13 protein-coding genes are annotated in these 12237 nt (G+C 39.8%); 5 read left to right on the top strand and 8 right to left on the bottom strand.

The window, feature by feature from the left end; genetic code table 11:
• Window positions 1-103 precede the first annotated feature (103 nt).
• Window positions 104-1114, top strand: coding sequence for an AraC family transcriptional regulator (locus I8T81_RS06730; protein ID WP_039247278.1), 1011 nt, complete (start codon window positions 104-106; stop codon window positions 1112-1114).
• 92 nt (window positions 1115-1206) lie between these two features.
• On the opposite strand, the gene I8T81_RS06725 is transcribed toward I8T81_RS06730, so the two are convergent.
• The 7 genes from I8T81_RS06725 to I8T81_RS06695 all read right to left on the bottom strand — a co-directional run bounded on the left by I8T81_RS06725 (window position 1207) and on the right by I8T81_RS06695 (window position 7609).
• A complete protein-coding gene (locus tag I8T81_RS06725) occupies window positions 1207-2217 on the bottom strand; it encodes a YeiH family protein (protein ID WP_198072420.1) in 1011 nt (336 codons plus the stop codon).
• A complete protein-coding gene (locus tag I8T81_RS06720) occupies window positions 2210-2518 on the bottom strand; it encodes a Rieske (2Fe-2S) protein (RefSeq protein WP_198072744.1) in 309 nt (102 codons plus the stop codon). Before I8T81_RS06720 ends, I8T81_RS06725 begins: the two co-directional genes overlap by 8 nt.
• Before the next feature lie 14 nt (window positions 2519-2532).
• Entirely contained in the window at window positions 2533-3189 is a 657-nt protein-coding gene (locus I8T81_RS06715) for a DsbA family oxidoreductase (protein WP_198072419.1), read from the bottom strand.
• Complete coding sequence (locus I8T81_RS06710; protein ID WP_039247271.1) at window positions 3186-4535, bottom strand: MFS transporter; 1350 nt, start codon at window positions 4533-4535, stop codon at window positions 3186-3188. Before I8T81_RS06710 ends, I8T81_RS06715 begins: the two co-directional genes overlap by 4 nt.
• Window positions 4536-4650: 115 nt before the next feature.
• On the bottom strand, window positions 4651-5703 hold the full coding sequence (locus I8T81_RS06705; protein ID WP_004643365.1) for a BKACE family enzyme: 1053 nt from the start codon (window positions 5701-5703) through the stop codon (window positions 4651-4653).
• Between the two features lie 59 nt (window positions 5704-5762).
• The gene (locus I8T81_RS06700) at window positions 5763-6611 is read right to left on the bottom strand and encodes a TauD/TfdA dioxygenase family protein (RefSeq protein ID WP_198072418.1); all 849 of its coding nucleotides are present in this window, start codon (window positions 6609-6611) and stop codon (window positions 5763-5765) included.
• Between the two features lie 11 nt (window positions 6612-6622).
• Window positions 6623-7609: a quinone oxidoreductase family protein gene (locus I8T81_RS06695; protein WP_198072417.1), complete on the bottom strand. Its 987-nt coding sequence runs from the start codon at window positions 7607-7609 to the stop codon at window positions 6623-6625.
• 338 nt (window positions 7610-7947) lie between these two features.
• Between I8T81_RS06695 and yddG the strand changes: the two genes are divergently transcribed.
• The 4 genes from yddG to I8T81_RS06675 all read left to right on the top strand — a co-directional run bounded on the left by yddG (window position 7948) and on the right by I8T81_RS06675 (window position 10900).
• On the top strand, window positions 7948-8859 hold the full coding sequence (gene yddG, locus I8T81_RS06690; protein WP_198072416.1) for an aromatic amino acid DMT transporter YddG: 912 nt from the start codon (window positions 7948-7950) through the stop codon (window positions 8857-8859).
• Between the two features lie 294 nt (window positions 8860-9153).
• A complete protein-coding gene (locus I8T81_RS06685) occupies window positions 9154-9726 on the top strand; it encodes a nuclear transport factor 2 family protein (RefSeq protein ID WP_198072415.1) in 573 nt (190 codons plus the stop codon).
• Entirely contained in the window at window positions 9693-10187 is a 495-nt protein-coding gene (locus I8T81_RS06680; RefSeq protein ID WP_198072414.1) for a chalcone isomerase family protein, read from the top strand. Before I8T81_RS06685 ends, I8T81_RS06680 begins: the two co-directional genes overlap by 34 nt.
• 17 nt (window positions 10188-10204) lie before the next feature.
• A complete protein-coding gene (locus tag I8T81_RS06675) occupies window positions 10205-10900 on the top strand; it encodes a response regulator transcription factor (RefSeq protein ID WP_019458379.1) in 696 nt (231 codons plus the stop codon).
• Here the strand turns inward: I8T81_RS06675 and I8T81_RS06670 are convergent.
• Window positions 10897-12225 carry a sensor histidine kinase gene (locus tag I8T81_RS06670; RefSeq protein WP_198072413.1) on the bottom strand — a complete coding sequence of 443 codons (1329 nt, stop codon included), beginning with the start codon at window positions 12223-12225 and terminating at the stop codon, window positions 10897-10899. The genes I8T81_RS06675 and I8T81_RS06670 overlap by 4 nt on opposite strands.
• Between the last annotated feature and the right edge of the window lie 12 nt (window positions 12226-12237).

The raw sequence follows: 12237 nt of genomic DNA, 5'->3' as shown, positions 1-12237 counted from the left end.
ACGATTAGGCGCTTAAATAAAAGCTTTTGTAATGTGGATATTTTAGTTATAACTAGATATGAGCTGTAAGGAATATGGCTGATTAAGAACAGGAGATAATAAAATGGTGCCTCTTGCGCATACCGCCTCTTTAAAAAATTATTTGGCAGTTGCTCAGCAATTAGATCTAAATCCCTACCATTTATTATCACGTGTTGGGCTTAGCCAAACTCAATTGAATGATCTTAAACAACGTATTCCTGTAGATAAAGCCATTACCTTGCTTGAAGACTCAGCCCAAATGAGTAATTGTGATGTTTTCGGTTTACATATGGCAGAGCAACGTGAAATCGCGGATTTTGGTGAACTAAGCTTATTATTAAGTTACCAATACACTTTGAGAGAAGCGCTGCAAACGATTGTTCGTTATAGGAATTTACTCAATAACTCACTTGAAATATATATAGAAGAAATTGACGATACAGTAGTTATTCGAGAAGAGGTTATAACCACAACTTGCGGGTATAGTCGCCAAGCGACGGAACTTGCTTTAGGAATTACCCATCGTTTTTGTGCAGCACTCATGATGCAAAAATGGCGGCCGTTAAGTGTCCACTTCACTCATAACCCACCCAATGATTTAACTCTGCATCGACGGATTTTTGGCTGTGCGCTAGAGTTTGGTAGTGACTTTAATGGTATTGTTTGTACGGCAGCCGAACTTGATACAACAAACCCTCAAGCAAATTTGGCTATGGCTAACCATGCACAACGTTATTTAGATATTTTGCAAAATAGCAATGAATCGACCATGATTTTTGATATTCGTAAAAGTATTTATCTTCTCTTGCCAATGGGACGCGCTACGATTGATCAAGTCGCTCAAACACATGGTATTCATGTACGGACTTTACAGCGTCGATTAGAAGAAGCTCAGACGAGTTTTAGTGATTTAATGAATGAAGTACGCAAAGATCTCGTATTTCGTTATTTAAAAAATCTAAATTATTCACTTGCTCAAGTGTCTGATATTTTAGGTTACTCAATGCCGAGCTCTTTTACGCGTTGGTTCATTAGCCAGTTTGGTATGTCACCGAATACGTGGCGTAATCACAATAAAGCCCTGCTTAATTAATTCTTTTGTGTTTGATACCAAATGAAGTCATTTAAAATGTAAGGAAGCTGGAGAACCACTCCAGAACTTCCTTAAAAATCTAATTTTTAAAATTAAAACCACAAGCGCATAAGTCCAAGAACCAATACCACTAAAAAGATGCTTTCGCCGATCATTAAAAGGATTGGTTTAATGCCGACAGATGCTAATTCTTTTAACTGAGTTTTCATCCCTAAAGCACTAATTGCGATGACTAAAAACCAGCGTGATAAGTCATTAATTCCATTTTGAACCATCGCTGGTACCCATCCTGTACTGTTAATACAAGCGAGTAGTAGAAAGCCAACAGCAAACCAAGGCAGTAATGGTGGTCGCTCTCCGGTTGAATCTGCTCCTTGCATACGGGTAATCATAGCCGCACAAACAATTACTGGAAGCAGCATTGCTACACGCATAAGTTTAACTACAGTCGCCGTATCACCTGTTTGAGTAGACATGCTATAACCAGCGCCGACCACTTGCGCCACATCGTGAATCGTAGCACCAAGAAACACACCAGCCGCTTGTGGCGATAACTCTAGCCACTTCGCAATCATCGGATAGACAATCATTGCAAAGGTTGAAAGTGCTGACACACCAATCACGGTAAACAAGGTCGCTTTTTCTTTTTGCGGATGATTTGGAAAAGCAGCCGATAGTGCCAATGCGGCTGAAGCACCGCAGATTGCCGTTGATCCACCAGTGAGCATGCCAAATAGTTTTTGGAAGCCTAAAATTTTAGCGGCAATGACAGAAACGGCGATCGTCACAATAACCAAAGTAACGACTAACGCAACAGGCTGCCAACCTAGTGCGGTAATTTGCCCCAAAGTTATACGCATTCCGAGTAACGCGATGCCCATCCGAAGCACACTACGTGCTGTAAACTCGATACCTAGCTTGCATTTACTTTCAGCCGCTAAAAAATTCACGCTCATGCCGAGCAGTAGTGCAAATAGCATGACTGGCGCACCATAGTGCTCTGATAAAAAACAGGCAGCCGCAGCAACGACCGAACTGACCACAAAGCCTGGTGCTAATTCTCTTGTACGCTGGGAAAAATTTTTCAAAACGAAACTACTCATGATTTTCCCCACAACGCATCACAATAAATACCTTGTCCTCGGCCACTTCTACGGGATAAGTCGCAACTTTAAGATGAGCAGAATTAACCAAACAGCCATTTGTTAAATCAAAACGTAGACCATGGGCACAACACTGAATCACTCGTCCTTCTAGACGTCCACTAAATAGCGATGCCCCCTGATGAGGACAGCTGTCATCGATTGCATAAAATTGAGCCGCAACGTTAAATAGTGCGAGATTTTTATCTCCAATTTTTAAAAAAGCCCGCTCACCTGAATTGGGAATTTTTTCAAAAGGCACTTCAAATCGGTTGCTCATATCAACTCTCCCTGCTCCGCTAGCGCCTCTTGCATCGCTTGATAAAGTGCATCTGCTGATTGCGCGCCCACTAAAGTAGAAGCCCGATCAAAAATAAAATAAGGCACGCCATTACCTCCTGTACTTGCAGAGATAAAATCTTGATGATCTTGAATAAGCGCACTTTTTATAAGTTCAGATGAAAAACCACACTGTTTTGCTATTCTGGATAAAGTAATGGTGTTTCCAATATCTAACCCATCATAAAAATATGCAGCAAAGAGTTGTTCTAACAACGCATTGCACTGCTCAGGAGTTCCTATTTTTAAAGCTTTATCAAATAAGCGGTGAGCTTTGGCCGTATTTGGCATCCGTTTAATCTGTTCAAAATCGATCTTGAGCCCAACTTTATGTGCAGCTTTATTGACCTGTTCTTGTCTCATACGAACTGCTGTCAAGCTACCTAACCGTTTCAAATAAAACGTTTGAAACGGTACACCTTCAACAGCTAAATCAGGTATAAGCTGAACACCTCGCCAATGCACAACTACTTTGACTTTGGGATGAAGCTGATAAAATCTATTTATAGCGATCAGTAACTGACGTTTTCCGATCAAACACCAAGGACAAATAAAGTCAAAAAATACATCAATATGTAATTGCCGAATCATCATTTGTTATTCATCCCGCATTTTTGTATTTGGTTACCTGAATGATTTTTAAGCTCAGTTATTCCTTGCTGCTCAAAGCGTGCAATATCTTTGTGATAATGGCGTTTGGCATAAAAAAATACGGCTGCTGCTGCAATACTGACCAATGGCATAAGTTGAAATGCGCTATGTAAACCAATCACATCAGATACTTTGCCAACGACTAAAGGACCAAGCGCTAAACCAAGAAAATTGTTAGCTAAGGTGAGTGTTGCAAATGCAGAGCCATGAACTGAGTTATGTGTGAGATTGGCCACCATGGCACTAGATGGCCCATTTGTTCCTAGGGCAATAAACATTCCAAGGCAGATGAGAAGTAACTGGTTACGTCCCGCAGGCACAGTAAAAGCAATGAATAAAAGAACACAACCGAGCAAGCAGTATGTAATCGCTAAACTGACCTTACGATCTGGACAGTTACGGCCCAAATAATCACACAACATGCCACATAGAATTGTGCCTACTGCACTACATAGCAAAATGACCGCTGCCATCACACCTGCCTTGTCGGTACTCATGCCGTAATAGCGATTGAGATAACTCGGCATCCAGACAATCACTGTCCCACCAACAAATAATTGCAGACCACTACCAATGTAAGTGGCAATGACTGAACGACTTGAATATAAAGTTTTTAAAGGGCTTTTAATGTGCTGGGTTTTACTACGAATTTTATTTTGAGGTGCTGCGTTTATTCTGTTTTCTTTCACTAAAATTGGATATAGAAAAGCCAAAATGAGACCAAATAAAGCAATACCACCAAAAGCCCAACGCCAACCGAAATGCTGTGCCAGTACACCACCTAAAGCCACACCCAAAAACGAGCCAAATACGCCACCCGCCATAAAAGCACTGGCGAGTGTTGCACGCATTTCTCGTGGAAAAACAGCCACAACCACCGCGATTCCAACGCTGCCATAAGCAGCCTCACCTACACCAACCATAAAACGAGCAATAAACATTTGCTCATAATTTTCAGCAAGTGCACATCCTAGAGTCGCCAAACTCCATAACGTCGCCATAATGGCCAAGCTTTTAACTCGCCCAAAACGGTCTGCCATTAAAGACAACGGCAGAGTCAATAAACCCACCATTAACGCCACAATGCCACTGAGCAAACCTAACTGACTATCGCTGAGTAACCACTCATTTTTAAGTAAAGGAAAGACTGCGTTTAAGACTTGTCGTGACATGTAATCTGAAATGAGCAAACCAAATGTCAAAGCAAAAACAAGCCATGCATAACGACGAGGTATACTGATTGACGTATCAACATCGCTCATCTGATCTGAATATTGATGTGCATTCATACGACCTCCTTGTATTTTTTATAATTTCTATTTAGCTAGTGCAGCAACGCTTTTAAAAACAAAGCGAATAAGCTGCACTAGAATTGAGGTCTAAATTCCGTTAGACCTTGTCACATTAGTTACGCTGCGGCACGCCCTTTTGCCCTGCTTTACGATTGGGTGCCATACCATTTGCAATTAAGGTTTCTTCAATACTGTTGTATTGAACCCCAATACGATAAATTTCACGGGCTTCTTTTCCTGAGGCAATTTCACGGCCTAATTCATGGGCAATCCGAACAGTTTGCTTAATTTGCTCTACAGATGAAAAACGGCGTCCGTGATGATCAATGATCGTGTCTTCATTACCCACTCGAGCATGTAAACCCATTGCCATCGACATGGTGTTAAAAGGCAACACATTTTTGAGCAGAGATTCTGATGTCAAAGTACATCCATCGGGTACGCGATGAATAAAATTAAAGAAATTAAATGGGTTTGGACCATCAAAACCGCCACCGATTCCAATCCAAGTTAAATTTAACGGCCCCATGTACAATCCTTTACGCACCATACGCTCTAGTGTCTCAAGACCATGCATACCCGTTAACTGAAAATGCGGTTGAATATTGTTTTTACATAAGCGCTTAATATGTTCGGCAACCCATGCAGGTCCTGCTGGCACGGTCATTTCTGCATATGCTGCTTGAGTCGCTGGATGTGCCAACGAAGTCCCTTCTAAATATTCAGGATAGAGCAATTCCATAATATTCATTTGTGTGGTGTTAATTGCTACCGTAACCTGATCGGGCTTTGGCGTAAGTTCAGCCAACATATGTCGGGTATCATCACTTAGCCATAAAGCCGCTTCACCTTCACTCTCTGGTGCAAATGAAATCGAACCGCCTACCTGAATAATCATGTCAGGCACAGCCTCACGAACACCTGCGATAAGCTCATTAAATTTTGACAAGCGTTTAGAGCCTTTGCCATCAAGCTCACGGACATGTAAATGCAGCACCGTCGCGCCCGCTTCATAGCACTCAACCGCTTTTTGTATTTGCTCATCCATGGTCACTGGAATATCTTCGGGAAAGTCTTCTGGCATCCATTCGGGTCCATACGGCGCAACCGTGATTACTACTTTTTCCATATTTTCTGGGTGCAATGAGTCGTCAAAGAATTGCATGTGCATCTCCTGATATATTTTTAGAATTTTCAATTAGATAAAATTATTAACCCATAGATTTAATAGGTTGCGTCACCAATAATGCCGGCCCGCTCCATTTTTCGGTGGCAAGGTGGGTAATCCATGACTGCATAATGTTGTGTACTGCGGTTATCCCAGATGGCAATGCTGTTAGGCTTCCAACGCCAACGCACTTGAAACTCTGGAATATAAGCTTGAGAAATTAAGTAACGTAGTAGTTCAGCTGCGCCCGGATTGGCATCTTGTCCAAATCTGACTCGGTCTTTGGTGTGATAGTTACTGAAGTGAGTTGTGAACGCATTGACGTATAAAATTTTCTCGCCCGTTTCAGGATGAGTACGTACCACTGGGTGCTCAGCATCGGGAAACTTTGCTTTTAAATCCAAGCGTTTTTCAAGTGGCATGGCTGCACCAAAACTCGCTTCTATGCTGTGATAAGCGCGTAAGTCTGCAATCTTCTCTTTAATATCGTTAGGTAAAGACTGATAGGCCATGACCATATTGGTCCACATGGTGTCACCACCTACAGGTGGGCATTCAACACAGTGCAACACACATCCCATCGGTGGAACCTTGCGCCAGCTTGCATCGCTGTGCCAAGCATTTTCATAACGATCGACGGGACTTTCGGGATGCTTATAAATCTGCACCAAACCCGGATGATCAGCATGGCTGCCTACCGCAGGATGATCTTCGAGCTGTCCAAATTTTTCAGCAAATGCGACATGATCCTGACGAGTTAAGTGCTGATCTCGTAAAAACAACACACGGTGTTTAAGTAGTTGTGTGCGAATTTCAGCAAATAATCCATCATCATAAATCGCATCAGCAAGTTTGACGCCACTGAGCTCTGCACCAATATTGCAAGTTAACTGTTCAATTTGCATAAGAAATCCCTTCAAATTACAAAGATTGATGAACCTATTGTTTTACGTGCTTCCAAATCACGATGAGCTTGTACAGCATCCTTTAGCTCATAGCGCTGATTAATTTCAATTTTGATTCGTCCATGTCGAACATGATCAAATAATTCATTTGCCAGTTCTTTCTTCTCAACAGGATCTGCAATGTAATCTGCCAAAGCTGGACGTGTGACAAACAATGATCCTTTCACGGCAAGTAATACCGGATCAAAAGCAGGGATTGGACCCGATGCTGTTCCTACGCAAACTAACAAACCACGGCGTTTGAGAGAGTCTAATGAACTCATAAAAGTGGCTTGGCCAACACTATCGAAAACGACATTTACACCAACGCCGCCTGTTAACTCACGTACGCGCTCAGCAACATTTTCATGGCTGTAGTTAATGACATGATCACAACCGTGAGCTCGTGCTACGGCAGCTTTTTCTTCAGAAGATGTAGTACCGATAACAGTTAGGCCAAGTAATTTAGCCCATTGAGAAACAATCAGCCCAACACCACCTGCGGCTGCATGTAATAGAATTGAATCGCCCGCTTTAAAGTCATAAATGCGGCGCATTAAATAAGCAGCGGTCAGTCCTCTCATGGTCATGGCTGCCGCTGTTTCACAAGAAATTTCTTCGGGTAATTTAATTAAAGCATTTGCTGGAATTAGACGGTGGGTACTATACGCACCTAACGTATTTAAAAAACCTGTATAAGTAACTCGGTCACCTACTTTAAGCTGAGTGACTCCTTCACCTAAAGCTTCGATAACACCAGATGCTTCGACGCCCATGCCATTAGGCATTGGAATTTGATAGGTTCCATTACGAAAATATGTATCGGCATAATTTAGGCCGACTGCCACATGACGTAGGCGTACTTCCCCTGCTTTGGGATCTCCTACTTCTACATCCTCATAGCGCATTACTTCTGGCGTTCCTGTTCCATAGAAACGTATAGCTTTCGTCAACGTCATGTCCTATTCCATATCTTGGTTTTTTATTGAGTGCCTAAAAAGCAATAACCAAAATTACAACAGTTAGGATATGGGCCACTTTACATTTCACGACACAAGCTTAACGTTTAATGACAGCCGAACTTTACTAAAGTTGGTTTTATATTTATCTAACGAAATAAGGACTATGTTCATACCTATGAAAAATTAAAATAATTCTAAATATTTACGATTTGTTTTTTTAAGTTAGCTTTTTAAATGTACTATTTTTTAATTAAAAATTCCTTTACCCTGACCTACTTTAACTATTTTTAACTTTCACGGTAGCTCAGGCGTTTAATTAAGTTCATTTATTTCTTATGTCAAAAAATTTAGCAACACTGATTGGTTTAAGTGCCATCCTGATGTGGGCCTCTATGGTAGGTTTTGTAAAACATATCACGACCGTCATCGGCCCAGATATTGGAATTACACTGATTTACTCCTTAAGTGCGTTGCTACTCCTTATTATTTTTAGAGTGCCAAATTTTAAGTTAATTTCTAAAAAATATTTAATTTTAGGTGCAATTTTATTTATCGCTTATGAGCTATGTTTTTCGTTTGCACTTGCCTATTCCAAGACAGCACAACAAGCGATTGAAGTAAGCATTGTGAACTACCTTTGGCCAAGCTTGACGGTTTTAGCTTTTGTCATTTTTAAAGAGCTAAAATTTAATGTATTTATTATTTTAGGCTTAATCATTTCAATTTTTGGCATTATTTTTATACAGACCGGAAATGGAGATTTTAGTCTAAGTCGAGTTATCGATAACTTTTATAGCAATCCTCTAAGTTATATTTTGGCATTTATAGGTGCCATTATTTGGGCTTTTTACTGCGTGTTGACTAAGAAAATAGGTAAAGGACAAAATCCTATTTCTATTTTCTTTATTGGCGTTGCTGCAACTTTATGGCTAAAGTTGTTCTTTAGTGGCCAAGCCGTTTTGCCATCACTCGATTTAAATACGACTTTATCTCTAGTCTTTGCGTCCACGTCAATTGGGCTCGGGTATGCAGCATGGAATATTGGCATTATTCATGGCAACACCACCATGCTAGTAGTTGCTTCTTACTTTACGCCCATCATCTCTTCTCTGCTTGCCATGTTGGTTTTACAAACCGAGTTATCAATCAGCTTTTGGCAAGGAACGGCTATGGTTACAGCAGGTTCACTCATCTGCTGGCTTTCAACGAATTGGACAGTTATCCGTTCTTATTTTAAAAAGGATTAAAAACTTAGGTCATACTGATACAGACTTATCTGCAACAGAGTTAGCGTTAGCTTTTTGCTCTAAAGCAAAATTTACAGCTTCTTTTGCATGAATAGAAACAAAGTGCTGTTTATCTTTTCTTAGCCTAGTTATTTTTAATATTAAAAAATATTAGCGCCTCAAAAATATCTTCAAACAAGCGAATAATAATCAATGATTCTCCCTTCAACGTAAAAAACTAAAGACTCAATAATTCACGTAAATTTCACGACAGCCTCTTTAATTTAATCTTATAAAGTTGGCTAGGATTCATTCATGAAAATTATAACTACTGCCTTAGGGCTGATTACCTTAGTAGGGCTAACAGCATGCAAAAGTGTGCCTAGTTACTCAAGTGATTATGGTAAAGCCGAACACCAAATTACTGGTGTTACATTAAATGACGAACAAACACTAGAGATTGGTAATCACTTTGTTGCTGCGTTTAACACTTTGGGCACACCATCCTTTGTAAGTAATGCAAGTAATCTTTATGCAGATCAGCTCTATATCAACGATACACTCTCACAGTTCTCTCAGAAAAAAGATTTGATTAAACACTTTGAGGGTATGAACACACGCGTCAGTAACGTCACAGTCAAACTCATTAGTGCAACCCATCATCAAGATAGCGCTTATATCCATTGGTACATGACCTATGACTTTAAAATGCTAGGACGCTCGAAAACCATGGCTTCTTACGGAATTAGCCAAATCAAAATTAATGATCAACAGAAAATCATTTTCCAACAAGATTTCTGGGATCCAGCAAACGGTCTTTATCGTTCTTTACCTGTATTTGGAGGAGTTTATAAATGGATATTGCCGTTCAAAAAAGCCGAGTCTTAATACTTCTAGGTATTTTAATTGCATCTCACGCAAATGCGGCTGAACTAAAGAAATGTAGTTCAGCACCTTTAATGGTAACGAGTCAAAAAGTAGGAAATGTCCGTTACTTTGCTGAAGATTGCTTAAAAAGCTGGCAAAACCAAAGCATAAAAATGGATTTTAGCTATAACCGAGATATTCCCGAATGGGCATTTAAGCGGGCGGCAGCACACTATTTGAAGAAAAATATTAGTGGATTTGATGCAAAATCTCCACTTAATCATATTAATGAGCTTTATAGACCAATTAAGAGCGGAGATTTATATAGTCTTTATTACCAACATGAAAATCAAAAACTGGAGTTAAAATTAAATCAAAAACTACTAGGTTCTATAAATAATCCAAATGCAAATCAATATTTTAAAATCTGGTTTGGTAGCGAACCATTTAATGCTAAATTAAAACAACAACTATTAAATTAATGGCTTAATAAAATCTTATGGGTAATCACTTTATCCTCATGGTTGAGGACCATTTTGAACTGGCGGCAACAGTCTGTGAATTTCTTGAAGTGCATGGTTATGTCATCGATCATGCACGTAATTTAGATGCAGCCCGTTCTTTTCTAAAATCACAGCACTATCATCTTTTACTTCTTGATATAAATTTACCCGATGGTTCTGGTTATGACCTCTGTAATTGGTTACGTACTGAACAAGGGGTTGATATTCCAGTGCTGATGCTGACAGCCAGAGATACGTTAGACGACAAACTTAAAGGATTTACTGCTGGCACAGATGATTATTTAGTTAAGCCATTTGATTTTAATGAATTAGTGATGCGTATTCGTGCCTTAATTAAGAGAGCTGCGGGTGAAGTCGCGAATCATAAAATTCAGATTCATGATTTAATTCTTGATAGCGCAACTCAAACCGTAGTTCGCGCTGGAAACAATATTGAATTGCCACCTATTCAATTTAAACTGTTAAAAATTTTGATGCGCCAGTCTCCGAAAGTGGTTACCAAGCAAGAGCTTATGATGGAGCTGTGGGGAGACGAAGAACCTGAAAGTGATGCTTTACGCAGTCATATTTATAACTTAAGAAAAATGGTAGATAAACCATTTGACCCTAAACTATTACACACAGTAGCAGGTGTCGGTTTAAAGATTGCTTTGGAAAATTCGGCCGATTAACTTAGATATACCACAACAATTAAACCTGTTGCTTGTTCTAAGTCTAGTTCAGGATGTGTAGCTAAATAGTATTGCCGATCAAACAGTTCGACTCGCCATCCTAATTGTTTGCAAAGCTTCTGTACCAGTTGCAACCCAATGCCATGACCTTTAACTTTTAAAGAAAGCTGTGAATCGCTAAGCTCTTGCACCTTTACATCATTAGGTAAAGAAATTCCGATACCATTATCAGCAATAATCAAACTGTTTTTTTGTTGAATAATATCAATTTGTGAGCCTTGAGAGTAATTGAGGGCATTGCGCAAAATATTACCTAAAACCATTTTGGTCATAGAAGGATATAACCAGCGCGGTTGTTCTGCTGAGTCTGGGTGTATATGAATATGTATACCCTTACTCTCACTCATGACTTGCAAGCTTTCGACTAAGTCTCGCACAATTTGTGATAGGAAATTTTTTTCCGATGGTAGGCTTTTTACTGTATTACGTGCAATTGCGAGTAAAGTGTCGACTAATAATTGCATATCTTCAATCGTATTATGAAGGCGAACTAAGGCTTTATCATCACCGTATCTAGCCTGACAAAGCTGAACATTGCCTTTTAAAATCGTAAGTGGAGTACGAAGTTCGTGACTTACATCTCCAGTGAACTCTCGCTCGCGTCGAATAAACTCACTTAAGACCTGATGATATTTTTCCAAGGCTTGTTTCAGATACTCTGCTTCCATATTGCCATTGGTATTTATATCTTTAAAAGGTGAAGCTTGTGTATCTTGATGTGCCCAATCAATATTTTCTAATGCATTTGCCAAACGCGTAATTGGGGAAAAATAGCGTCTTGCTCTTCGGTTTGACCACCACAAAAAACTATATAAAACAGATAAACTGAACATCAGTGGAGCAAGTCCAAATAACCAAATCAGCTTATTGACGTTACTCTCGCCAAATACCAAAAGTACATGCTGTCCATTACGCTCACCGTATACGGTCATACGTTCTTTACCATCAATAAAGATTCGATGTACCCCACTCTCTAAATGCATATCTTGAAAAGGTTGAGGTGCTATCTGGGTATTCCACCGATATCCATATAAATTTTTAGTATCTGGCAAATCTGCATTCGGGTTACGATCTATACGTAACCAGTAATGTTCCATTTCCTGTTCTAGAGCGGTTTTAAGCAAAGAACCCTTAATTACCCAAGCACTACAAGCCAACCCGACCACAATCGATAATGCGATTAGAGCAATCTGCAACCAATAATATCGATTGAACATTTTGGCTAATGGATGGCTAGATTTACCATCGCGTCGAGTTCTTATCATATCGTTATCGCC

Source organism: Acinetobacter seifertii (assembly GCF_016064815.1).
Lineage (GTDB): Bacteria > Pseudomonadota > Gammaproteobacteria > Pseudomonadales > Moraxellaceae > Acinetobacter > Acinetobacter seifertii.
Note: the sequence above shows the minus strand (reverse complement) of the source record. Positions and strands in the feature narration are given on the sequence as shown.

Coding starts and splice junctions, on each gene's coding strand:
- I8T81_RS06685 (WP_198072415.1), top strand. CDS start 9,154: ATGAAAATTATAACTACTGCCTTAGGGCTGATTACCTTAGTAGGGCTA.
- I8T81_RS06680 (WP_198072414.1), top strand. CDS start 9,693: ATGGATATTGCCGTTCAAAAAAGCCGAGTCTTAATACTTCTAGGTATT.
- I8T81_RS06700 (WP_198072418.1), bottom strand. CDS start 6,611: ATGCAAATTGAACAGTTAACTTGCAATATTGGTGCAGAGCTCAGTGGC.
- I8T81_RS06695 (WP_198072417.1), bottom strand. CDS start 7,609: ATGACGTTGACGAAAGCTATACGTTTCTATGGAACAGGAACGCCAGAA.
- I8T81_RS06730 (WP_039247278.1), top strand. CDS start 104: ATGGTGCCTCTTGCGCATACCGCCTCTTTAAAAAATTATTTGGCAGTT.
- I8T81_RS06710 (WP_039247271.1), bottom strand. CDS start 4,535: ATGAATGCACATCAATATTCAGATCAGATGAGCGATGTTGATACGTCA.
- I8T81_RS06670 (WP_198072413.1), bottom strand. CDS start 12,225: ATGATAAGAACTCGACGCGATGGTAAATCTAGCCATCCATTAGCCAAA.
- I8T81_RS06725 (WP_198072420.1), bottom strand. CDS start 2,217: ATGAGTAGTTTCGTTTTGAAAAATTTTTCCCAGCGTACAAGAGAATTA.
- yddG (WP_198072416.1), top strand. CDS start 7,948: ATGTCAAAAAATTTAGCAACACTGATTGGTTTAAGTGCCATCCTGATG.
- I8T81_RS06705 (WP_004643365.1), bottom strand. CDS start 5,703: ATGCAATTCTTTGACGACTCATTGCACCCAGAAAATATGGAAAAAGTA.
- I8T81_RS06715 (WP_198072419.1), bottom strand. CDS start 3,189: ATGATGATTCGGCAATTACATATTGATGTATTTTTTGACTTTATTTGT.
- I8T81_RS06675 (WP_019458379.1), top strand. CDS start 10,205: ATGGGTAATCACTTTATCCTCATGGTTGAGGACCATTTTGAACTGGCG.